The following is a 21970-nucleotide window of genomic DNA, read 5'->3' as shown; positions in this document are numbered from 1 at the left end:
GCCCGCCCGCAGCCCCCCGGTCCATTCCCGGAACTCGTCGTGCCGCTCGAGCGATGCGCGAAGAGGCGGAACGGCGCGCCCGCGAGACCGACACGAAGGCGGACCGGCTGGTCGCATTCGACATGCCGAGCGACGACTTCGCGCCCGTGCCGGGGCCGGTCGTGCCACCCGGCGGGCTGCCCCGAGACCTCGTCATCCGGCCCGCACGCAGCGTCTCCGATCCGCCCGGCGCGGGCCGGGGCGTCGCCTCTCGCTCGACGACCGGCACAGCCGCAGCGCGGCCGGTGGCGAGCGCCCGCCGCGCCGCCCGCGGCGCCGAACTGCTCGACGCGGCGGAGGCCTCGCCGGCACGCCACGCCCGTCCCCGGAGGATGGGCCGGATCGCGGTCGCCACGGGACTCGCGGCGGGGGCCGTGCTGCTGCTCGGCTCGTCGGCCGTGGTGACGGCGCTCATGGCCCCGCCTGCGGCGACGAACGCCCCCGCGACCATGTCGCTCGCGGACACCCCGCCCGAGGTGGAACAGCTGCCGGTGCCGGAGCTGGAGCAGGCGCCCGTCGTCCCCGACATCTGCGCCGTCCCGGAGGTCGCGGCTGCGCTGCAGGCAGGCGACGACGAGGGTGCGATCGTCGCAGCCGGCGGCGGAGAGGCGTTCCGCGACGCCGTCGTGGAGGGACGCGCGCCGTGCGTGAACCTCGGCGACTCGACGCGCATCTGGACCGTCGTCAACAAGCTCCGCCCCGCATCGCCCATGGACTACCGTCCGAACAGCCTCGTGATGCCCGAAGGCGTGCGCAACATCGAAGGCGGCGCATTGCGGACGGATGCCGCATCCGCCCTCGTCTCGCTGGTCGCGGCCGCGCGTGACTCCGGCGCGGGTGAGATCGCCCTGCTGAGCGGGTTCCGGTCGTACGAGGCGCAGCAGCGCACCTACGGTCGCCACTACGCCGAGCGCGGGGATCAGGCCGACCAGGTGAGCGCGCGCCCTGGATTCTCCGAGCATCAGCTCGGCCTCGGCGTGGACGTCGTCGCCTGCGCCGGTGCGTGCGGAAGTCTGGACACGCTCGCGGCGACGCCGCAGGGCCAGTGGGTCGCGGAGCATGCGTGGGAGCACGGCTGGATCGTCCGCTACCTCGAGGGCAAGACCGGGGTGACGGGGTATCTGCCCGAGCCGTGGCACCTGCGTTACGTCGGACCGGAGCTGGCCCGGGCGTATCACGACGGCGGATGGACTTCGCTCGAGGAGTTCTTCGGGCTCGAGGCCGCCCCGGGCTACGCGAACTGAGCCGCCGAGGCATCCGCGCGGTACTCGATTCCAGCATCGGTGAGACTGGATGTCGCCCATCGGGCGTAGGATCGAGCATGCCGCGGTCGAGAGAGGCCGGGGGCTCGACGAAGAGAGAGGTTTCGCCTGCCATGGAGCGGGATATCTACGACGAGGACCACGAAGCGTTCCGCGACGTCGTCAAGGAGTTCATCAAGCGCTACGCGTCCGAAGAGAAGCGCAAGCAGTGGGACGAAGCCGGCGAGATCGACCGCGCCACGATGCTCGCCGCGGGCGAGGCCGGCATCATCGGGCTGTCCGTTCCCGAGGAGTTCGGCGGCGCCGGCATGCTCCAGGATTACCGCTTCCGGGCGATCGTGCTCGAAGAGACCATCGGCGCCGGCCTCGGCTCGCTCGCCGGTGCCCTCGGCATCCAGGACGACCTCGCCGTGCCCTACATCGCCCACATGGGCACGCAGGCGCAGAAGGAGAAGTGGCTCCCCGGCATGGCGACCGGCGAGATCCTCGGCGCGCTCGCGATGACCGAGCCCGGCGCCGGCAGCGACCTCCGCGGCATCAAGACGACCGCGAAGAAGGTCGACGGCGGCTACATCGTCAACGGCGCGAAGACGTTCATCTCGTCGGGCAAGACCGCCGACATGGTGGTGACGTTCGTCAAGACCGGCGAGGGCACGCGCCCCGACGCCTTCAGCCTCCTCATCATCGAGAACGGCATGGAGGGCTTCGACCACGGCAAGAAGCTCGAGAAGATGGGCTTCCACGGCTGGGACACCGCCGAGCTGTCGTTCACCGACGTCTTCGTGCCCGACGAGAACCTCATCAGCGGCCAGGAGGGTCAGGGCTTCATCCAGCTGATGATGAACCTGCCGCTCGAGCGCCTCTCGATCGGCGTCGCCGCGGCGGCAGCCGCCGAGGCCGCGTTCGTGTGGACGCGCGACTACACGCTCAGCCGGGAGGCGTTCGGGCAGTCGGTCGCCGACTTCCAGAACACGCGCTTCAAGCTCGCCGACATGGCGACGACCGTCGACGTGCTGTGGGCCTACATCGACCGCGCGATGATGCTCTACAAGGACGCGAAGCTCACCGCCGAAGAGGCCGCGAAGGTCAAGTTCTGGGCCACCGACCGCGAGTGGGAGCTGCTCGACATCGGCGTGCAGCTGCACGGCGGCTACGGCTACATCACCGAGTACCCGATCGCCCGTGCGTTCCTCGACGCCCGCGTGCACCGCATCTACGGCGGCACGAACGAGATCATGCGCGACATCGTGAGCCGCCAGATCGTCGGCAAGCGCTGAGCAGCACTCCTCACGAAGCGACGGATGCCGCGACCCCGGCCCTTTCGAGGGCTGCGGGTCGCGGCATCCGTCGTTCCCGCCGTCTCGCCCCTCGCGCGCAGCGTTGGGTCGATCATCCGCTCCGCAGTCACATTCCGCGGCTCGGGGCCCGGTTCGCCGCGCTTCCTGACTGCGGAGCCGCGGGGTCGTCCCTTCCGCAGTCGCTTTCGGGGGCGGATCCGCGAGGTGGAGCGCACGATGTGACTGCGGAGCAGGGCGCTGCGGAGCGGCCGTGAGGTGTGGGCCGGGGGGCGACTCGGCAGCGGTCAGTGCTGGCCGGCAGGCCCCGCGCCGCGGCCGAGGCCGCGGGACGCGAGTCCGCGCCGGCGCGCGAGCTTCGCAACCCCCGCCTTGCGCAGGCGGTCGGCGATGAGGATGCCGAGCCACGTGCCGGCGAAGCAGCTGACCAGCGTGATCGCGAAGTACGCGATCTGCATGCCGAGCGGGATCGTCCAGAGGTCGAACGAGGCCGCGGCCATGATCGGGTAGACCACGCCGACGATCAGCGCGCCCGCGTAGTGCAGCCACGTGTTCCACAGCCGGTAGAGCACGAGGATGAACGCCAACTCGGCGAAGAACGCCCACCACAGCGTCGTGCCGATCGCGCCGATCGTGAAGAACGGCGCGAGCACGAGGCCCGAGATGAGCCCCACGAGCAAGCCCGCGAACGGGCGCTGGATGAGCCGCAGCGCGATGACGGCGGGCATGAGCCACAGCCCCGCGATCGCGACCGAGACGATCGGCACGGCGATGAACAGCATCGACGACACCCACCAGCCCGCGGCGAGCACGATGCCGCCTGCGACGCCGATCGCGGCGCACGTCAGCAGGTACGCGGTCGAGACGTGCGCGCGGTTCGAGCGGCCGCGGGGTGCGGGCCGCACCGGCGTGGCCGTGGACTCCTCCGCGCTCACGCGTGCACCTCCGTCGTGCGCTGCGACTTCGGAGCGGGCGACGCGGCGCCCACGCGCCAGTAGCCGCAGAAGCTCACGTGGTCCTTCGAGACGCCGCGCTCGGCGACGAGGTGACGGCGGCCGTCCGTCGGCAGGGCCTGCTCGCCCACGAGATACGCGTGGAACGGGGCATCCGGAAGCGCCGTCTCGCGAAGCGCCTGCAACGCGAGTGTCCCCGGCTTGACGCCGTGCTCCCGCACGATCCAACGGACTGTGATCCCGGGCGGGTGCTCGAAGTCCAGCGCATCCTCCGCCGAGGGCACCTCGACGATCGCGAGACCCGACGCCTCGGCCGGCAGCGTCGCGCAGATGCCGGCGACCGCCGGGAGCCCGGTCTCGTCGGCGACGAGCACGACGCGATCCACCCCGCGCTCGGGGTTGAACGCCAGGCCTTCGTCGATGATGACGACGCTCTCGCCCGGCTCGCACGTCTCGGCCCAGCGCGACGCGGGGCCGGCCGTGCCGTCCTCGGCGGAGCCGTGGAGCACGAAGTCGACGTCGATCTCGGCATCCTTCGTCGCCGTCGCCGCACGGTAGGCGCGCACCGTGTAGTTGCGCATGACCGGCCGTACGCCGTCGGGGATGCGCAGGTACCGCAGATAGCCGAACAGCTTGTTGGCCTTCGCGGGGAGGCGTTCGAGGCCCTCGTCGCCACCGAGCGGGAGGAAGATGCGGAACCACTGGTCGTAGCCCATCGGGCGGAACTGCTCGATCTCACCGCCGCCGAGCGTCACGCGCATCCAGTGGGGCGAGAGGCGCTGCGTGCGCAGCACGGTCAGGTGCACGAGACCCTGGGTCGCGGGCTTGACGAGTCGACTGGCCTGAGCCATGCGTTCTCCGTTCGGGTTGAGGGGGTTACAGGCCCCACGGGAAGAGGACCCACAAGACGGCGGCCGAGACCGCCCAGAAGAGCACGATGAAGACGGTGTCGCGCGCGCGGAACGGCACCAGGTACCGTTCGGTGCGGTCGGGGTGGGCGCCGAAGGCGCGAGCGTCCATCGCGAGGGCGACGCGCTCGGCGTGACGGATCGCACCCGCCATGAGCGGTACGACGTAGCCGAACCAGCGTGCGACGGCGGCGAACGGCCCGCGGCCGCCGTGCGCGCCGCGCACCCGGTGCGCCTGGCGGATCACGTCGAGCTCGTGCCCGAAGCGCGGCACGAAGCGGAACGCGGCCAGCGCCGTGTAGCCGATGCGGTACGGCACGCGCAGCTGCTGAACACCCGCGCGCACCAGGTCGGGCCCGGTCGTCGACAGCCCGGCGATGAGGGTGAGCGCCACGATCGCCGCGAGCCGCAGACCCGTCGCGAAGCCGATCTCGACGGCGCCGCCGTAGAGCGCCCAGCCGCCGATCTGCCACACCACCACGGACTGGTCGACGCGTGATGGGTCGGTCCACAGCGAGAAGCCGAAACCGATCACGAGCGCCCCGAGCGGCAGCGCCAGCAGCAGGATCGCGGCGAGACGCCGCGTGAAGTTCACTCCCACCAGCAGCACGACGTACGCGAGCGCGAGGAACGCCGCCGGGGTCGCGGCATCCCGCACGAACACCAGGAGCACCATCGCGGGCAGCGGCGCGGCGAGCTTCGCAAGCGGGTTGAGACCGTAGAGGAAGCGGACGGGGGATGCGTCGACCCGCTGCGAGTACGGATCGAACGGCGCGTCGGCGGCCTGGACGGCGAGGAGCGGCCCGGAATCGGTCATGCCGCACCTCCCGTCTGGTGAGAGGCCGGCGACGGCGTGCCGAACTCCTGAGCTTTCGCGGGCGAGGGGTCGACAACGGGCGATTCGGGCACGTTCGCCGCGCTGCTCAGGAGTTGGGCACGGGGATCGTCCGGATCGGCGAGGGCCGCGCCGGGGAGATCGGCGGTGGGGCCGGGGAGGTCGGCCAGACGGGCGACGCGGGCGAGCTCCGGATGCCGCTGCAGCCCGCGCAGCGCGCGCCGCAGGGGCGGCGGGCGCAGGCCCGCGCGGGCGATGAGGTCGTCGTCGGCGAAGACGTCGGCGGTCGCGCCCGATGCGAGCACGCGCCCGTCGGCCATCACGACCGTGCGGTGCGCGTAGTCGGTGACCAGCTGCATGTCGTGGGTGACGACGACGATGGTGGTGCCTTCGGCGTTGAGCTCCGACAGCAGCGCGAGCAGTTCGTCGGCCCGGGCGCGGTCCTGCCCGAAGGTCGGCTCGTCGAGAACGAGCACGGGCGCGCCGCCGACGAGGGCCGTGCCGACCGAGAGACGCCGCTTCTGCCCGCCCGACAGCAGGAAGGGGTGGCTGTCGGCCCTGTCGCCGAGCCCGAAGCGCTCGAGGAGGGCCTCGGTGCGGACGCGCACCTCGTCGTCGGGCAGGTGCAGCCGCCGCAGTCCGTGAGCGATCTCGTCGAAGACCGTGTGCGCGATGAACTGGTGCTCGGGGTTCTGGAACACGTAGCCGATGCGCGCGCTGAGCGTCCGGGAACCCGCGCGGCCGACATCGATGCCGTCGACGTGCACCGTGCCGCGCGGCGGCGGCACGACGCCCGCGAGCGCCTGGATGAGGCTCGTCTTGCCGGCGCCGTTGGCGCCGACCACCGCGACGAACTCGCCGTGCGGGATGTCGAGGTCGACGCCGTGCAGCACCTCGCTGCGGCCTCGGCGGAGCGTGAGGTTCCGAGCCGTGATGAGGGGCCTTGCTGGGGTTGCGGGGGCTCCGGACTTCGGAGAATCGCGCGATTCTCGGACGATCTCAGCGGGAGCCTCCGATCTCGGCTCGATTCTCCGGTGTTTCGAGCCCGGAGCGTCTTCGGCCTCGAGCGCCGTGCGCAGTTCGTCGGGCGTCAGCGGGAGCGGGTCGAGGGTGAACCCGGCGCGGCGCAGCCGCAGCGCGGCGAGCGCCGATACCGGCAGCCACACGCCCATCTCGTGCAGCTCGTCGGCGCGGTGGCACAGCACGTCGTCGACCGTGCCATCGGCGGCGAGCCGTCCGTGGTGGTCGAGCACGACGACGCGGTCGACGAAGCCGATCGCGGCGTCGAGGTTGTGCTCGACGAGGAGGATGGCGCGGTCGCCGTCGGCGACGAGCTCGGCGAGCGCTGCGTAGACCTCCTCGATTCCTCGCGGGTCGAGGTTCGCGGTGGGCTCGTCGAGCACGAGCAGCGGCGATCCCATCGCGAGCGCGCACGCGATGGCGAGGCGCTGTCGCCCGCCGCCCGAGAGCCGGTCGGGGTTCTCGGATCGACGCTCCCAGAGCCCGACCCGCCGCAGCGCGGCCTCGGCGCGGCTGAGCACCTCGGCCACCGGCATCCGCAGATTCTCGGGGCCGAAGGCCACCTCGTCGAGGAGCGTGCCGGTCACGAGCTGCGCGTCGGGGTCTTGGAAGACCATGCCGACCCGCGTGCTGAGCTCGGCGACCGTCGCCTCGTGCGTGTCGAGTCCGCCGATGTGCACCGAGCCCGACACGGCCGCCGGGACGGCGTGCGGGATGAGCCCGTTGAGCGCGAGCGTGAGCGTCGACTTGCCCGATCCGCTGGGGCCGAGCAGCAGCACGACCTCGCCCGCCGCGATGTCGAAGGTGACTGGGCCCACGCGCCCGGAGGCTCCGCTCGACGCGCCAGCGGCGAGTGGAGGGGGCGTGGGGAATGCCGGGGCCGGCCGCGTCTCGCCCTCGTGGGTGATCGCGACCGATCGCAGGCTCGCGATGGCCTCCGGCGCGGGGACGCCGAGGTGCGCCGCAGGCGCGGCGGAAGGGTCGCGCTCGGGTGCGGTCACAGGTCTTCCTGGAGGGGTGAACTTAGCCTGGCCTAATTTAGCCCACCCTAACCCGCGATCGCGACTGCTGTCAGCCCCGGCTGCGCCGGGCGACGCCTGCGCGCCGCAGCGCAGCGCCGATCGCGAGTCCGACGGCGGTCCAGGCGACCGGGCCGAGGACGAACAGCGAGACGTAGACGACCTGTCCCCAGAACGGGAACTTCGACACGTCGGCGGCGAACCAGATCGCGGCCGCGATCACGACGCCCACGATGACCGCCGAGAGGAAGAACCGCCACGGCTCCCAGCGCCGGTAGCGCGAGGTCGCCGCGATGAGCTCCTGCAAGCCGCCGATGAGGAGCGCGGTGCCGACGTACCGGCCGATCCACAGCGGCACGATCGCGCTCGCCACGAGCGCTGCGATCAGGTGGGTGATGAGCGCGACCCAGGGTCGACGGAGCAGATCCTGGGCGACGACTCCGGGAAGCACGTGGACCCCGAGGACGAGTCCATAGATGATCGGGACGAAGGCCGAGACGAAGCCGCTGATGGCCCCCGCGCCCGCCTGCAGAACACCTGCTGCGACCCCGATCGCCGCGCAGGTGAGCAGAACGCTCGTCGAGAGTCGGGAAGTCGGCGCCACCTGCCCAGGCTACCGGCCGTCGTTGACGCGTTTCTCACCGACCTCTCATTTACTGGGATTCACCTGAGAGTTACGTTTGAGCGAGCTGCGCCCCAACGATGTGGCGCAGCACTTTCTGCAGGACCACGATGGAGGCCAAACATGGGTCGATCCTCCGTGCGGGCAGCAGCGGTCGTCACACTCGCCGCACTGTTCACCGGTACAGCCACCGCCAGCTTCGGTGCCGCGCCGGAGGAGGTGAACACACCCATTCCGATCGATTCGCCGGCAGGCCGGTACATCGTCCTTCTGAAGGACGCGCCGCTGGCCACCTACGAGGGCGGCGAGGCCGGCATCCAGCGCACGAAGCCCGACAAGGGCAAGCAGCTCGATGCCCACTCGGCCAACTCGCAGAAGTACATCGCGCACCTCAAGAACGAGCAGAAGGCCGTGGCCGAGGCCGCCGGCGTCGAGCCCGCGGCGACCTACCAGGTCACGCTCAACGGCTTCACCGCCGACCTCGACGGCTCCGCTGTCGCGAAGCTGCGCAGCGACAAGAACGTGCTCGGGGTCTTCGCCGACGAGGTCCGCCACCCCGTGGCGGTGCCGTCGACCGAGTTCCTCGGACTCGGCGCGGGCGACGCCGGCACCGGTGGCGTGTGGGATGCCGTCGGCGGTGTCGACGAGGCAGGCCAGGGCGTCGTCGTGGGTGTCGTCGACACGGGCATCGCGCCCGAGAACCCGTCGTTCGCGGGCGACAAGCTCAAGGGCAAGAAGGGGTCGCAGCCGTACATCAACGGCGACGCCGTGGTCTTCAAGAAGTCCGACGGCAACGAGTTCCGCAGCCGCCGCGTCGACGCCGAGGACCAGGGCTGGACGAAGCAGGCCTACAACACGAAGCTCATCGGCGGCCACTACTTCGCCGACGGCGCGGCCGCAGCGGGCTTCGACTTCAGCTATGACTTCCTGTCGCCGCGCGACGGCGACGGCCACGGCTCGCACACCGCCAGCACGGCCGCCGGCAACTTCGGGGTCGAGGCATCCGTCGAGGGCATCGACTTCGGCGCCATCTCGGGCGTCGCGCCCGCGGCGAAGGTCGCGTCGTACAAGGCGTGCTACGTCGGCCCCGACGTGCTCGACACCGCCGACGACATCTGCGCCATGAGCGACCTGCTGTCGGCGATCGACCAGGCCGTCGCCGACGGCGTCGACGTCATCAACTACTCGATCGGCGGCGGCGCGGCGAAGACCGTGCTGGCGCCCGAGGACGTGTCGTTCTTCAATGCGGCCGCGGCGGGCGTCTTCGTCGCCGTGAGCGCGGGCAACGACGGCCCCGGCGCCGTGACGGCCGACCACGCGTCGCCCTGGTACACGACGGTCGCCGCATCCACCGTCCCGACCTACGAGGGCACCGTTCAGCTGCCCAACGGGTTCGAGGCGGTGGGCGCGTCGGTGACGGTGCCCTTCGGCGAGACCATGACCGGACCGGTCGTGTACTCGGGTGACGTCGCCGCGGCAGGCGCCGCGCCGGCGGAGGCGGCCCTGTGCTTCCTCGGCACGCTCGACCCGGCCAAGGTCGCGGGCAAGATCGTGGTCTGCGACCGCGGCACCAACGCCCGCGTCGAGAAGTCGCAGGCGGTCGCCGAGGCGGGCGGCACGGGAATGATCCTCGTGAACGTCACGCCGGGCTCGCTCGACAACGACTTCCACTCGGTGCCCACCGTGCACATCGACGCGCAGCACCGCACGGCGCTGCTCGACTACGTCCGCAACACACCCGACGCGACGGCGACGCTCGTGGGCGACAACGTCACGGGCGTCGAGACCCCGACGCCGCAGGTCGCCGGATTCTCGAGCCGTGGCCCGATGCTCGCCGACGGTGCCGATGTGCTCAAGCCGGACGTGTCTGGTCCGGGTGTCGCGATCCTCGCGGCGACCCACAACGGTCCGGGCGTCGAGCCGACCTTCGGCTTCAAGTCGGGCACGTCGATGTCGTCGCCGCACGTGGCGGGCCTCGGCGCGCTGTACCTCGGAGAGCGGCCGCTCGCGGCCCCCGCCGAGATCAAGTCGGCGCTCATGACGACCGCGTACAACACGGTCAATGCCGACGGCTCCGACAACACCGACCCGTTCGCGCAGGGCGCCGGACACGTCGACCCGACGAAGTACTTCGAGCCGGGCCTGGTGTATCAGAACGGTGCCGCCGACTGGGCCGCCTACCTCGAGGGACTGGGCCTCGCCGCGTTCGAGGGCATCGAGCCGATCGACGCGAGCGACCTCAACCTCGCCTCGATCGCGATCGGCACGTTCCCCGGTCCGCAGACCGTCACGCGTTCGGTGACCTCGACGCAGGCGGGCACGTTCACCGCCTCGATCGACGTCCCCGGCATCGACGCGGTCGTCGAGCCGAGCACGCTGACGTTCGGCGCCGCGGGCGAGACCAAGGAGTTCACGGTCACCTTCACGAAGACGGATGCCGCCGTCGAGGAGTGGACCACGGGTTTCCTGACGTGGACCTCGGGCGACACCGAGGTGCGCTCCCCGATCGCCATCTTCCCGGTGACGGCGGCCGCTCCGGCCGACGTCGAGGGCAGCGGCGCCGAGGGCAGCGTCGAGATCGAGATCACGCCCGGTCTGTCCGGTGAGCTGCCGCTCAACCTCGCGGGCCTCGCCCCTGAGAGCGTCCTGATCGAGGGGAACGAGACGACGGGTGCCGCCGATGACGGCTACTCGTACGAGCTCGTCGAGGTGACCGAGGGCACCGAGCTCGCGCGCTTCGCGCTCGACTCGTCCGACGACACCGGCTCCGACCTCGACCTCGCGGTCTACCGCGTGGTCGGCCCCGAGGACTGGCGCTACTACGAGACGTGGTCGTCGGCGTCGGCAGCCGCGGACGAGTCGGTGCAGCTGACCGCTCCGACCCCGGGCTACTACCTGATCGAGGCGCACGTGTACTCGTACACGGCTCCGTTCACGTGGACAGCCACGTCGGCGCTCGTCACGCCCGGCGGGCTCGGATCGCTCACCGCGACCCCGAACCCGCTGCCCGTGACCGAGGCCGTGCCCACGCAGTACACGCTGTCGTGGTCGGGTCTCGAGGCCGGCAGCTACCTCGGCGTCGTCCGCTACGGCGACTCGCAGGTGCGCACGGTCGTCTCGGTCGACGTGCCGTAACGATCCGCAGTAACGGGAGGCGCCCGGGCTCAGGCCCGGGCGCCTCTTCGGTTTCGCGCACGGATGCCGCCGGCAGCGGCATCCCCTCCGTCAGACGCGGCGACGACGACGGGTGAGCCGCACCGCGGGCAGCGGCGGCGCGGGGACGCGCTCGTCGCCATGGCCCACGACATGCCCGAACCGGGCGGAGTCGGCCTCCCAGGCCTCGCGGGCCTCGACGATCTCTTCGTGCGAGCGGCCGACGAAGTTCCACCACATCACGATGTCGTCTTCGAACGGCTCGCCGCCGAGCAGGAACAGCGTCGCGCCCGACGCGCTCTCGATCACCACGTGATCCCGACGGATGCCGAGATAGAGCAGATGCGTCGTGTCGAGGTCGACCGTCTCGCCGTTCGCACCCGCCGCGATCGCGACCTCGCCCTCGACCGCCACCAGCGCGTGCTCCCACGCGGGGTCGAGGGGTACACGAACGGTCGAACCGGCGGGGATGCGCAGCTCGGCTCCGACGATCGGCGTGAAGGTCGTGGCCGGCGATGACACGCCGGCAAGGTCTCCGAGCACCACCGTCGCACTGCCGCCCGCGCCGGCCGTCGCCTCGAGGCTCACCTGGGGCAGTACCGCGTGCTGCTCGAAGGCAGGCGGTCCGTGGCGCCGCGACTCGGGCAGGGCGACCCAGAGCTGCAGCGCGTCGAGGGGCACGGCATCCTCGCCCACCGAGTACTCGGAGTGCGCGATCCCCGCGCCGCTCGTCATGAGGTTGAGTGCACCCCGGCGGACGATGACATCGCTGCCGAGCGTGTCTCGGTGACGCACGTCGCCCTGGTAGGGCCAGGTCACGGTCTGGAGTCCGATGTGGGGATGCGGCTCGACGCGCATGCGCGCATCCTGCGGCCCGAACCGGTCGAGGAAGCACCACGCGCCGACCAGCGGCAGCTCGCGCTGCGGCAGCGAGCGGTGCACCTCCATCGCCCGGACGCCGCCGAGGGGCACCTCGCGGGACTCGAGGAGCAGCGCACGGGGCCCGTCGCACTCGGCCGGGCCCGCGAGCTCTGCGGCGGCCGGATCCAGACCGCCCGCCGCCGAACTCTCGTCGAGCCTGGTCATGTCAGTGCGCGTTCACGCGCGAGGGCCACTGGACGTCGAGTCCCGGCACCTCGTTCTCGCGCAGGTACCGCGCCACGACCGGGCACAGCGGAACCACCGTCTCTCCGCGGCGTGCGGAGTCGGCCATGGCCTCGGCCACGACCGTCTGCGCGAGTCCCCGGCCGCGGAAGGCCGGGTCGATCTCGGTGTGCGGGTACACGTAGCGCCCGCGGGAGTCCACCGAGAACTCGGTGAAGCCGGCGAGCACGTCGCCCACCCACACCTCGTAGCGGGTCTCGTCGTCGTTGCGCCTGACGGTGATCTGGTCCTCGAGGGCAGGCATCGGCATCCTTTCGTCGTCCTTTCCTCAACGTAGGTGCGGGCGGGGATGTTCCGCCACCGTGCGGTGGGTCGCGGATCGTGGGGCAGACTCGGACGGTGACACTCCTCGAGACGATCGCGGCCGCGGCTGCCGGAACCGGATCGCCGGACGCCGACGCGCTGTACGACGCGTTCGTGGAGTGGGCCGGCGACCAGGGCTTCGCGCTCTACCCGGCACAGGACGAGGCGGTCATCGAGATCGTGTCGGGGTCGCATGTGATCCTGTCGACGCCGACCGGCACCGGCAAGTCGCTCGTCGCCGTGGCCGCGCACGCCGCGTCCATCGCCCGCGGCGGGCGCACGTACTACACGGCGCCGATCAAAGCCCTGGTGAGTGAGAAGTTCTTCGCCCTCGTCGACATCTTCGGCGCCGCGAACGTCGGCATGGTCACGGGCGACTCCTCGGTGAACCCGGATGCCCCGATCGTGTGCTGCACGGCCGAGATCCTGGCGAATCTCGCCCTGCGCCAGGGCGCCGGCGCCGTCGTCGACCAGGTCGTGATGGACGAGTTCCACTATTACGGCGACCCCGAGCGCGGATGGGCGTGGCAGGTGCCGCAGCTGCTCCTGCCCCGCGCGCAGTTCGTGCTGATGTCGGCGACGCTCGGCGACGTCACGACCATCGCCGAGGACCTCGAGCGTCGCACCGGCCGCGCCGTGTCGCGTATCACGGGCGTCGAGCGTCCGGTGCCGCTGCACTTCTCGTACGCGCGCACCCCCATCCACGAGACCGTCGAGGAGCTGCTGCAGACCGGGCAGTCACCGGTGTACATCGTGCACTTCTCGCAGGCCGCCGCGATGGAGCGTGCGCAGGCGCTGTCGAGCATCAAGGTCGTCTCGCGAGAGCAGCGGGATGCCATCGCCGAGGCGATCGGCGGGTTCCGGTTCACGACCGCGTTCGGCCGCACGCTCTCGCGCTACGTGCGCGCGGGCATCGGCGTCCACCACGCCGGGATGCTGCCGCGCTACCGGCGCCTGGTGGAGACGCTCGCGCAGCGGGGCCTGCTGCGGGTCATCTGCGGCACCGACACGCTGGGCGTCGGCATCAACGTGCCGATCCGCACGGTGCTCATCACGGCGCTGTCGAAGTTCGACGGCACGAGGATGCGGCAGCTCTCGGCCCGCGAGTTCCACCAGATCGCCGGCCGCGCCGGCCGCGCCGGATTCGACACGGCCGGAACCGTGGTCGTCATGGCGCCGGAGTGGGAGATCGAGAACGAGGCGGCGCTGCGCAAGGCCGGCGACGACGCCGCCAAGCGCAAGAAGATCGTGCGCAAGAAGGCGCCCACGGGGGTCGTCAACTGGGGACTCGGCTCGTTCGAGCGCCTCGCCGAGGCCGAGCCCGAGCCGCTCGTGCCGCATCTGCAGCTGACCGCAGCGATGCTCATCAACGTCATCGCGCGCGGCGGCGACGTGTTCGAGAACGTCCGGTCGCTCGTCTTCGACAACCACGAGCCGCGCGCGCGGCGCTACGAGCTGGCGCGGCGCGCGATCGCGATCTTCCGCACCCTGGTCACGGCCGGTGTGGTGGAGGTCACCTCCGGGCGCGAGACTTCACAATTGTCATCGTCCGGGGCCGAAAACGTGACAATCGTGAAGTCTCGCGCGGATGACAGGGCGGCGGATGCCGCCGGCCGAGGCATCCGCAACACTATCCGTCTCACGGTCGATCTGCAGCCGAACTTCGCTCTCAACCAGCCGCTCTCGCCGTTCGCGCTCGCCGCGATCGAGCTGCTCGACCCGTCGGGCGCCGAGGGCGGCGCCGGGACCGGCCACTACGCGCTCGATGTCGTGAGCGTGATCGAGGCGACGCTCGACGACCCGCGGCCGGTGCTCGCACAGCAGGAGTTCAAGGCGCGCGGCGAAGCGGTCGCCGCGATGAAGCAGGAGGGCCTGGACTACGACGAGCGCATGGAGGCGCTCGAGGAGGTCACCTACCCGAAGCCGCTCGAGGAGCTGCTGACGCAGGCGTACGAGGTGTTCGCGTCGAGCCAGCCGTGGATCCGCGACTTCGAGCTGTCGCCGAAGTCGGTCGTGCGCGACATGTTCGAGCGGGCGCTGTCGTTCTCGGAGCTCATCTCGCTGTACCAGCTCGCGCGCAGTGAGGGCCTCGTGCTGCGGTACCTGTCGGACGCGTACCGCGCGATCCGCCAGACCGTCCCGGCCGAGGCGCAGACCGAAGACCTGCACGACCTCGTCGCGTGGCTCGGCGAGGTCGTGCGTCAAGTGGACTCCAGCCTCGTCGACGAATGGGAGGCGCTGGTCAACCCGGTCACCGACCCCGAGGCGCCCGTCGTGCCGCCGGCGCCGCCGTCGGTGCTCACGAACCGCCGCGCCTTCCTCGTGCTGGTGCGCAACGAGCTGTTCCGCCGCGTGCAGCTGGCCGCGCGGCAGCGCGACGACGAGCTCGTCGAGCTCGATCCCGAGGCCGACTGGCCCACGGCCCTCGACGCCTACTTCGACGAGCACGACGAGATCCTCACCGGCGGTCCGGCGCGCTCGCCGCGCCTGGTGACGGTCGACGAGGGCGCATCGGCCGAGGGCGTCTGGCGCGTCGAGCAGACCATCGACGACCCCGAGGGCCACCACGACTGGCGCATCCGCGCGGTGGTCGATCTCGCCGCCTCGGAGGAGTCCGGGACCGCCGTGGTGCGCGTCACCGAGGTCGTGCGCCTGTAGTCGGCGCCCGCCGTCGAAGCGGCGGGCCGGATCGTCGGTTTCGGCCGGCTTCCGAGCCGAACCGCGACGTCCTGCCCGCCGCTTCACCGTGACCCGTCAGCCGAGGCCGAGTCCCCCGTCGGTGGTCAGCACCTGGCCCACGACCCAGGCTCCGGCATCCGTCGCCAGCCATCCGATGAGGCGCGCAGGGTCGGCCGGTTCGCCGTAGCGGCCGAACGGGGTCGCCCGCATCCACGCCTGGATCTCGTCGAGCGGCCGGTCGGCCGTCTCGGGGTCGAGGTAGCCGGTGTTGACGGGACCAGGGTCGATGGTGTTGAGGATGATGCCGAGCGAGAGCAGCTCGGCGGCCACCGTCGTCGTGAGCCCCGCCAGCACCGCCTTGCTCGCGGCGTACGCGACTTCTCCGGGCATGGGACCGTGGATCTGGCCCGACGTCATCCAGAACACGCGGCCCGTCGGCTCGGCGAAGGGACCCTTGCGCTCGATGCGCTCGCCCGGTCGCGAGTCGGTGCGCTCGCCGCCGTGCAACGCGGCGAACTCGCGCGTCAGCAGGATCGTCGACCTGGCGTTCGTCTGCCAGAACGCATCGAGCCGCTCGGCGGTCATGTCGAGGATCGAGCCGTCGCCGCCCGAGAGGGCGTGGTTGCAGACGAGCACGTCGAGGCGGCCGGTCAGCGCCCGCGCGGCGCCGATGACCCGGGGCGCGGATGCCGCGTCCCGCAGGTCGGCACCGATGTCGTCGAACCGCGCACCAGGGGTCAGTGCTTCGCGAATACCTGAGCGCACCGCGTCGAGGTCGTCGGAGCCCCACGGCTGATCGTCGTCGTGGGGCGAGTAGTGGTGGATGAAGACGTCGGCGCCGAGCTGCGCGAACTGGGAGGCGACGGCGAAGCCGATGCCGCGACGGCGCGAGACGCCGGTGACGAGGACGGTCTTGCCGCGCAGCGGCAGGGACTCGAGGTGGGAGAACAATGCAATGCCTTTCAGGGACGCCGGGTCGAGGCATCCGGGATCATGCGTCCGCGAACGGGACGATTCGGTGACGAAGACGAGGTCACAGGCATTGCATGACCACGACAATAGCGCGGCATAGTGGGATCGTGGCGACCTACCTCGCGTTCCTGCGTGCGATCAACCTCGGGGCCAAGCGAGTCTTCCCGAAGGACGACATCCGGCGCGTGGTCGAGGCGGCGGGTTTCACCGACGTCGAGACGCACATCAACACCGGCAACGTGCGCTTCTCCACGCCGATGCGCTCGCGCGCCAGAATCGAGGCGGCGCTCGAGTCCGCGTTCGCCGCCGACCGGGGCTTCGACGTGCCGGCGATCGTGTACTCGACCGCGGAGTTCGCCGAGATCGCGCGCGATGCCGAGCGCCTCTCCGCCGAGAACCCGGGGCTCGCGCGTCACTACGTCTACCTGATGAAGGACGAGCTGCCCGCCGCAACGGTGGCGCGCATCGCCGAACTGGCGACGGATGCCGGAGAGATGGTCGTGCGCGGGCGCGCCGCGCACGCCCTCCTGCGCCCGGGTTACGAGGCGGGAACGGTCGATCCGCTCGGCGCCGCGAAGCTGCTCGGCGTGGCGACGAACCGCAACCTCAACGTCGTGACGACGCTCGCGCGGAAGTGGTGCTGAGCCTCAAGGAGTGAGCACCTGCACCTCGGCCGCGTCGAGCGCTGCCGCGAGGTCGGCCGGGGGGGCCGCATCGGTGACGAACCAGTCCGCCCTGCCGAGATCCGCGATCTGCGCGAACAGACGCCGGCCGAGCTTGGTCGAGTCGGCGAGGATCGCGACCTTGGAAGCGTGCGCCATCATCTCGGCCATCATCGCCGCGTCGCCGAGGTTGCTCGTCGAATAGCCGGTGGTCGACACTGCACCGACGGCGATGATCGCGAGGTCGGCCTGCACCTCCAGCTGCTCACCGCCCGGCGTGAGCTGGAAGCTCACGGGGCCGGTGGTGGTCTGCGCGATCGTGCGCACGGCTCCGCCGAACACGTAGAGGTCGCGCAGGGCCTTCACCGGGATCTCCGCGGGAATGCGGAGGTTGTTGGTCGCGACGGTCAGCTCTCGGTGATCGCGGAGGGCGCGGGCGACCGCGAGCGTCGTCGTCCCACCATTGAGCATGAGCACCGAGCCGTCGACGACGAGACCGGCGGCGAGCTCCGCGATCGCCTCCTTCTCCGCGGTCTGCATGCGCATGCGCACATCCATGCCGCGATCGCTGCGCGGGGACGACGCGATGCTGACGGCACCACCGTGCGTGCGGATGAGAAGGCCCTCGGCATCGAGCTGGTCGAGATCGCGGCGGATGGTGTCGATCGAGACGTTGAACTGCTCGGCGATCTCTCCCACGGTGAGCTGCCCGGCGGTGGTCAGGTGCTCGAGCAGTGCGGCGCGACGGCCCGCGGGCAGACGGCGCGACCGTTCGGAGATGGTCACATCGTTCGCCATAAGCAATTCCTAACACATCGGATGTCGCACGCGCGGGGCCGCTGTGCAGAAAACAGCGTAAAACAGCAAACATCGATCTGTGTCCCGGATGAGAGGAAACGCCTGAAAGTCACGAAACGATCTCGCCAGTTGACCATCGGTCTGCGCAGGGCTAGCATCGCAGGCGTCGCATCAAACCGCAAAGAACAGCGTAAAGCGGCAAATACCGGAAGAAGGAGAATCATGAGCAAGGACGCTCTCGGACGCCGCCGTCTGGGGAAGATCGCCGCGGCCGCCGTGGCGACGGCCGGCATGCTGGCGGTCGCCGGCTGCTCGGGATCCGGTGGCGGAGATGCCACCGACTCCGGAGATGTCACGATCGAATTCGCACAGTGGTGGGAGCCGGAGCTGCCCGACGGCGCCTTCCGCGGTCTCATGGACCGGTTCGAGGAGGAGAATCCCGGCATCACCGTGGAGCTCGTCAGCGGGCCCTACGCCTCGACGAAGGAGCAGCTGTTCGCCGGCGCCGCGTCGGGGACGATGCCCGACGTGGTGGGCCTCGACGGCGCATGGGTCAACGACTTCGCCAGCCAGGGCGTGATCGCCGACCTCAGCGCGCTCATGGCCGAGGCCGACTTCGACGACAGCGAGCTGGCGAGCCAGATCCAGGTCGACGGTGCCACCTACATGATCCCGGTCGTCAACTTCGTCTATCCGCTCTTCACCAACGACGACCTGCTCGCCCAGGCAGGCGTGACCGCACCGCCGAGCGACCGCACCGAGTTCACCGACGCCGCAGCGGCGGTCGCCGGCCTCGGCGGCGACACGTCGGGCTGGGTGCTGCCGCTCTCGCTGGAGGCACCCAACGGCGTGCAGAACGACGTGATGTCGTGGGTGTGGGCCTCCGGCGGAACGATGCTCGACGACGGGCAGCCCGACGTCACGAACGATGACGTCCGCAGCGCGGTCGAATACATCCAGGGTCTGTGGGACGCGGGAGTCATCGCCCCGGGCTCGTTCACGATGAAGGAGCAGGACAAGGTCGAGGAGTTCACGAACGGCCGCGTCGGCATGATGATCGACTCGCTCGCCCACATCAACCTGATCCGCGAGACGAACCCCGACCTCAACTTCTCCATCTCGGCGATCCCCGCCGAGGACGGCTACGACGGAGAGCGCGGCATCCCGTACGCCTCTTGGGGCATCGGCGTCGCCGAGAACTCCGAGAACAAGGACGCCGCCTTCAAGCTCGTCGAGTTCCTCATGAGCGAGGACGTCAACTCGGAGCTGTCGTCGATCGCGAACGCGTTCCCGGGCAACGTCAACTCCGTCCCCGACTTCGTGGGCGACGACGAGCTCTTCGCGACCGCGTTCGAGATCTACCAGGCGGGCTACCCGGCGAACGAGTTCACCGGTCTTCCCGTCGCCGAGGAGCTCATGCGCCAGTTCGGCGAGCAGCTGCAGGCGCTGCTGGACGGCCAGCAGAGCGTGGACGAGATGCTCGACAACACGCAAGCGGCTTGGGAAGCGGAGTTCTGAGCAACCGCAACCCACTCGAGACCGGGTGCCACGCCGTGAACGGCCGCGGCGTGGCACCCGACCAGAGAAGAGCGCACCCATGCAACCAGTGATCGCACCCGATACCGCGACGCTCGTCGTCGGTCCCGAGCAGGGCCGTCGGCGGCGCAACCGGACGAAGACGGCCGAATCCTACGGATTCCTCGCGCCGACCCTGATCCTCCTGCTCGTGCTGATGATCGTCCCGATCGTCATGGTCGTGGGCTACTCGTTCATGGACAACGTGATCCTGAACAAGAGTCCCGAGTTCGTCGGCATCCAGAACTATCTGACGATCCTCGGCGACAGCGGGTTCCTCGGCGCCATCTCCAACACGCTCGTCTTCACGATCACGAGCGTCGTCGCCCATCTCGTGCTCGGCCTGACGTTCGCGATGCTGCTCAACAGCGAGCTGATCGGCCGCGTCCCGCGCGCGATCTTCAGAGCGCTGTACATCCTTCCGTGGCTGTTCACCGCCGCCGTCATCGCGGTGCTGTGGCGCATGCTCCTGGCGCCGAACGGCGTCGTCAACTACCTGCTCAACACCGATGTGGAGTGGCTCGCCTCACCGGAGCTCGCGCTCGGCTCGGTGACCTTCATCAACATCTGGGCGGGCTACCCGTTCTTCATGGTGAGCCTGCTCGCAGGCCTGCAGGGCATCCCCGCCGAGCTGCACGAAGCCGCTCGCGTCGACGGTGCCAGCGGCATCCAGCGCTTCTTCAACGTCACCATCCCCCAGCTGCGGCCGATCATCGTGAGTCTCGTGCTGCTGGATCTCATCTGGACTTCGCAGCAGTTCGCCCTCATCTGGATGACAACGGGCGGCGGACCGATCAACGTCACCGAGATGCTCAGCACCTACACCTACAAACTCGCGTTCAGCAAGTACGACTTCGCGCTCGCGTCGACCAGTGCGGTGCTCGTGCTGCTCCTGTCGATGGTGCTGGCGTTCTTCTACGTGCGCCACCAGAGGGCGAGGGACTGACATGGCCATGAGTGTCAAGGCCCGCCGGCGCACGATGCGCGCGAGCGTCGTGATCGGGCTCGTGCTGGGCGCGATCTTCGCCGCAGCACCCGTGCTGTGGATGCTGTCGAGCTCGTTCAAGTCGAACACCGAGATCTTCGAGCTGCCGCCGCGCCTGCTCACCGACAGCTTCTCGTTCGACGCGTACATCGCGATCTTCACCGACCCCGAGAAGCTGCGCTTCTTCCTCAACAGCTACATCGTGGCCGGCTCGGTGACGCTCCTGACCCTGTTCGTGGCGATCCAGGCCGCGTACGCGTTCAGCCGCTTCGAGTTCCGCGGAAAGCGCGTCCTCAACGTCATGATCGTGAGCGTGCAGGCGGTGCCGCCGATCACGCTGCTCATCCCCTACTTCGGGCTGGTGGTGCTGCTCGGGCTCTACAACACCTACCCGGGCCTGATCCTCACCTACATGGTGTTCACGCTGCCCTACGCGATCATCATGATGACCGGCTACTTCAACACTCTCCCGCGCGAGCTCGACGAGGCCGTGCGGGTCGACGGAGCCGGATCCTTCACCGCGCTCTGGCGCGTGCTCGTGCCGATCTCGGTTCCCGGCATCGTCTCGGTCGGCGTCTACACGTTCATGATCGCGTGGAACGAGTACCTCTTCGCGCTCACGCTCACCCGCACCGTCGACATGCGCACCGTGCCGATCGGCATCCAGCTGCTCATGGGCCAGCACTCGTACGAGTGGAACGAGATCATGGCGATGAGCATCCTCGGGTCCATCCCCGTCCTCGTCCTCTTCCTGTTCTTCCAGCGCTACTTCATCAGCGGGCTGACCTCCGGGTCGGTCAAGAGCTGACGCGCGCCCAGACCACCATCGAAAGGGAAATCCCGTGCTCTACACCGGCAAGTCCATCCTCGACGTCGCGAACGCGAACGGCTTCGCGATCCCCGCATTCAACATCAGCGACTGGGCGATGTTCAACGGGGTCATGGACATCAGCGAGGAGACAGCCGCTCCGGTCATCATCGCGATCCATCCCGATGAGGTCTCGCACATCACGACCGACCTCATCCCGGCGATGCATGCCCGTGCACACCGTTCGAGCGTGCCCGTTGCGATCCACTGGGACCACGGCGGCACCTTCGAGCAGATCATCACGGCGATCCACGCCGGGTTCACGTCGGTCATGATCGACGCGTCGCTGAAGCCCTTCGACGAGAACGTGGCCCTCACCCGCAAGGTCGTCGAGGCGGCGCATGCCGTCGGCATCCAGGTCGAGGGGGAGCTCGGCACCATCGGCGCGAACGACAGCTACGGCGAGTCCGGAGCCGAGGAGATCATCTACACCAACCCGGACGACGCCGTCCGCTTCGTCGAGCAGACGGGCGTCGACAGCCTCGCGATCGCGATCGGCACATCGCACGGGCTGTACCCCGCCGACCGCAACCCCGAGCTGCGCCACGACCTGCTGCAGGAGATCAAGGCGGCCGTCGGCATCCCGCTCGTGCTCCACGGCGGATCGTCCAACCCCGACAGCGAGCTGCGTCGCGCGGTCGAGCTGGGCATCAACAAGATCAACATCTCGAGCGACATCAAGGTCTCGTACCACAACCGCATGCGGCAGGTGCTCGGCACCGACGAGCGCCTGCGCGAGCCGAACGCCATCCAGCCTGGTCCCATCGCCGCGATGAAGTCGACCGCTGCCGAGAAGATCGAGCTGTTCGGCGCGGCCGGCAAGGCATCGCTGTACTGAGCGGCGCCGGAGCGGAAGGA

18 protein-coding genes are annotated in these 21970 nt (G+C 70.0%); 9 read left to right on the top strand and 9 right to left on the bottom strand.

Translation table 11 applies throughout. The annotated features are described in order from the left end of the window. The first annotated feature begins 53 nt into the window (after positions 1 to 53). Positions 54 to 1283, top strand: a complete 1230-nt coding sequence (locus tag AC3ANN_RS17330; protein WP_488338624.1) for a M15 family metallopeptidase — start codon at positions 54 to 56, stop codon at positions 1281 to 1283. Positions 1284 to 1414: 131 nt separating this feature from the next. Continuing rightward, positions 1415 to 2578: an acyl-CoA dehydrogenase family protein gene (locus tag AC3ANN_RS17325; protein ID WP_488338623.1), complete on the top strand. Its 1164-nt coding sequence runs from the start codon at positions 1415 to 1417 to the stop codon at positions 2576 to 2578. Between the two features lie 305 nt (positions 2579 to 2883). Here AC3ANN_RS17325 and AC3ANN_RS17320 read toward each other — a convergent pair whose 3' ends face one another. The 5 genes from AC3ANN_RS17320 to AC3ANN_RS17300 form a co-directional block, all read right to left on the bottom strand. Continuing rightward, a complete protein-coding gene (locus AC3ANN_RS17320) occupies positions 2884 to 3531 on the bottom strand; it encodes an ECF transporter S component (RefSeq protein WP_488338622.1) in 648 nt (215 codons plus the stop codon). Beyond that, entirely contained in the window at positions 3528 to 4400 is an 873-nt protein-coding gene (locus tag AC3ANN_RS17315) for a siderophore-interacting protein (protein ID WP_488338621.1), read from the bottom strand. The genes AC3ANN_RS17320 and AC3ANN_RS17315 overlap by 4 nt, the downstream gene beginning before the upstream one ends. Before the next feature lie 25 nt (positions 4401 to 4425). Further along, positions 4426 to 5274 carry an energy-coupling factor transporter transmembrane component T gene (locus AC3ANN_RS17310; protein WP_488338620.1) on the bottom strand — a complete coding sequence of 283 codons (849 nt, stop codon included), beginning with the start codon at positions 5272 to 5274 and terminating at the stop codon, positions 4426 to 4428. Continuing rightward, complete coding sequence (locus AC3ANN_RS17305) at positions 5271 to 7313, bottom strand: ABC transporter ATP-binding protein (protein WP_488338619.1); 2043 nt, start codon at positions 7311 to 7313, stop codon at positions 5271 to 5273. The genes AC3ANN_RS17310 and AC3ANN_RS17305 overlap by 4 nt, the downstream gene beginning before the upstream one ends. 70 nt (positions 7314 to 7383) lie before the next feature. Continuing rightward, a complete protein-coding gene (locus tag AC3ANN_RS17300) occupies positions 7384 to 7935 on the bottom strand; it encodes an ECF transporter S component (RefSeq protein WP_488338618.1) in 552 nt (183 codons plus the stop codon). Between the two features lie 141 nt (positions 7936 to 8076). On the opposite strand from AC3ANN_RS17300, the gene AC3ANN_RS17295 reads away from it, so the two are divergent. Beyond that, positions 8077 to 11088, top strand: a complete 3012-nt coding sequence (locus tag AC3ANN_RS17295; protein WP_488338617.1) for a S8 family serine peptidase — start codon at positions 8077 to 8079, stop codon at positions 11086 to 11088. 90 nt (positions 11089 to 11178) lie between these two features. Here the strand turns inward: AC3ANN_RS17295 and AC3ANN_RS17290 are convergent, their stop codons facing one another. Together AC3ANN_RS17290 and AC3ANN_RS17285 are read right to left on the bottom strand one after the other, a co-directional pair. Beyond that, positions 11179 to 12192 (bottom strand): pirin family protein, encoded by a 1014-nt coding sequence (locus tag AC3ANN_RS17290; protein ID WP_488338616.1) that lies wholly within the window; start codon positions 12190 to 12192, stop codon positions 11179 to 11181. A gap of 1 nt (position 12193) precedes the next feature. Then, positions 12194 to 12514 (bottom strand): GNAT family N-acetyltransferase, encoded by a 321-nt coding sequence (locus AC3ANN_RS17285; RefSeq protein WP_488338615.1) that lies wholly within the window; start codon positions 12512 to 12514, stop codon positions 12194 to 12196. Positions 12515 to 12609: 95 nt separating this feature from the next. Here AC3ANN_RS17285 and AC3ANN_RS17280 point away from each other — a divergent pair, with 95 nt between their 5' ends. Next, positions 12610 to 15231 (top strand): DEAD/DEAH box helicase, encoded by a 2622-nt coding sequence (locus AC3ANN_RS17280; protein WP_488338614.1) that lies wholly within the window; start codon positions 12610 to 12612, stop codon positions 15229 to 15231. 96 nt (positions 15232 to 15327) lie between these two features. Here the strand turns inward: AC3ANN_RS17280 and AC3ANN_RS17275 are convergent, their stop codons facing one another. Then, positions 15328 to 16203, bottom strand: coding sequence for an SDR family oxidoreductase (locus AC3ANN_RS17275; RefSeq protein ID WP_488338613.1), 876 nt, complete (start codon positions 16201 to 16203; stop codon positions 15328 to 15330). A 128-nt stretch (positions 16204 to 16331) separates the two neighbouring features. On the opposite strand from AC3ANN_RS17275, the gene AC3ANN_RS17270 reads away from it, so the two are divergent. After that, positions 16332 to 16868, top strand: coding sequence for a DUF1697 domain-containing protein (locus AC3ANN_RS17270; protein WP_488338612.1), 537 nt, complete (start codon positions 16332 to 16334; stop codon positions 16866 to 16868). A gap of 3 nt (positions 16869 to 16871) precedes the next feature. Here AC3ANN_RS17270 and AC3ANN_RS17265 read toward each other — a convergent pair whose 3' ends face one another. Further along, positions 16872 to 17684 carry a DeoR/GlpR family DNA-binding transcription regulator gene (locus AC3ANN_RS17265; RefSeq protein WP_488338611.1) on the bottom strand — a complete coding sequence of 271 codons (813 nt, stop codon included), beginning with the start codon at positions 17682 to 17684 and terminating at the stop codon, positions 16872 to 16874. Positions 17685 to 17906: 222 nt separating this feature from the next. Here AC3ANN_RS17265 and AC3ANN_RS17260 point away from each other — a divergent pair, with 222 nt between their 5' ends. The 4 genes from AC3ANN_RS17260 to AC3ANN_RS17245 all read left to right on the top strand — a co-directional run bounded on the left by AC3ANN_RS17260 (position 17907) and on the right by AC3ANN_RS17245 (position 21950). Continuing rightward, positions 17907 to 19202, top strand: a complete 1296-nt coding sequence (locus AC3ANN_RS17260) for an ABC transporter substrate-binding protein (RefSeq protein ID WP_488338610.1) — start codon at positions 17907 to 17909, stop codon at positions 19200 to 19202. A 79-nt stretch (positions 19203 to 19281) separates the two neighbouring features. Then, positions 19282 to 20205: a carbohydrate ABC transporter permease gene (locus tag AC3ANN_RS17255; RefSeq protein WP_488338609.1), complete on the top strand. Its 924-nt coding sequence runs from the start codon at positions 19282 to 19284 to the stop codon at positions 20203 to 20205. Between the two features lies 1 nt (position 20206). Next, entirely contained in the window at positions 20207 to 21052 is an 846-nt protein-coding gene (locus tag AC3ANN_RS17250; protein ID WP_488338608.1) for a carbohydrate ABC transporter permease, read from the top strand. 34 nt (positions 21053 to 21086) lie between these two features. Continuing rightward, positions 21087 to 21950: a ketose-bisphosphate aldolase gene (locus AC3ANN_RS17245; protein ID WP_488338607.1), complete on the top strand. Its 864-nt coding sequence runs from the start codon at positions 21087 to 21089 to the stop codon at positions 21948 to 21950. Positions 21951 to 21970: the final 20 nt, after the last annotated feature.

It is taken from the genome of Microbacterium sp. STRO-2N, from assembly GCF_057747775.1.
This window is presented reverse-complemented; position numbering and strand designations above follow the sequence as displayed.

Excerpts from the sequence above, each read along its gene's own strand:
- AC3ANN_RS17265 (WP_488338611.1), bottom strand. The coding sequence starts at position 17,684 with ATGGCGAACGATGTGACCATCTCCGAACGGTCGCGCCGTCTGCCCGCG.
- AC3ANN_RS17255 (WP_488338609.1), top strand. The coding sequence starts at position 19,282 with ATGCAACCAGTGATCGCACCCGATACCGCGACGCTCGTCGTCGGTCCC.
- AC3ANN_RS17295 (WP_488338617.1), top strand. The coding sequence starts at position 8,077 with ATGGGTCGATCCTCCGTGCGGGCAGCAGCGGTCGTCACACTCGCCGCA.
- AC3ANN_RS17285 (WP_488338615.1), bottom strand. The coding sequence starts at position 12,514 with ATGCCTGCCCTCGAGGACCAGATCACCGTCAGGCGCAACGACGACGAG.
- AC3ANN_RS17325 (WP_488338623.1), top strand. The coding sequence starts at position 1,415 with ATGGAGCGGGATATCTACGACGAGGACCACGAAGCGTTCCGCGACGTC.
- AC3ANN_RS17315 (WP_488338621.1), bottom strand. The coding sequence starts at position 4,400 with ATGGCTCAGGCCAGTCGACTCGTCAAGCCCGCGACCCAGGGTCTCGTG.
- AC3ANN_RS17310 (WP_488338620.1), bottom strand. The coding sequence starts at position 5,274 with ATGACCGATTCCGGGCCGCTCCTCGCCGTCCAGGCCGCCGACGCGCCG.
- AC3ANN_RS17250 (WP_488338608.1), top strand. The coding sequence starts at position 20,207 with ATGGCCATGAGTGTCAAGGCCCGCCGGCGCACGATGCGCGCGAGCGTC.
- AC3ANN_RS17290 (WP_488338616.1), bottom strand. The coding sequence starts at position 12,192 with ATGACCAGGCTCGACGAGAGTTCGGCGGCGGGCGGTCTGGATCCGGCC.
- AC3ANN_RS17260 (WP_488338610.1), top strand. The coding sequence starts at position 17,907 with ATGAGCAAGGACGCTCTCGGACGCCGCCGTCTGGGGAAGATCGCCGCG.
- AC3ANN_RS17330 (WP_488338624.1), top strand. The coding sequence starts at position 54 with ATGCGCGAAGAGGCGGAACGGCGCGCCCGCGAGACCGACACGAAGGCG.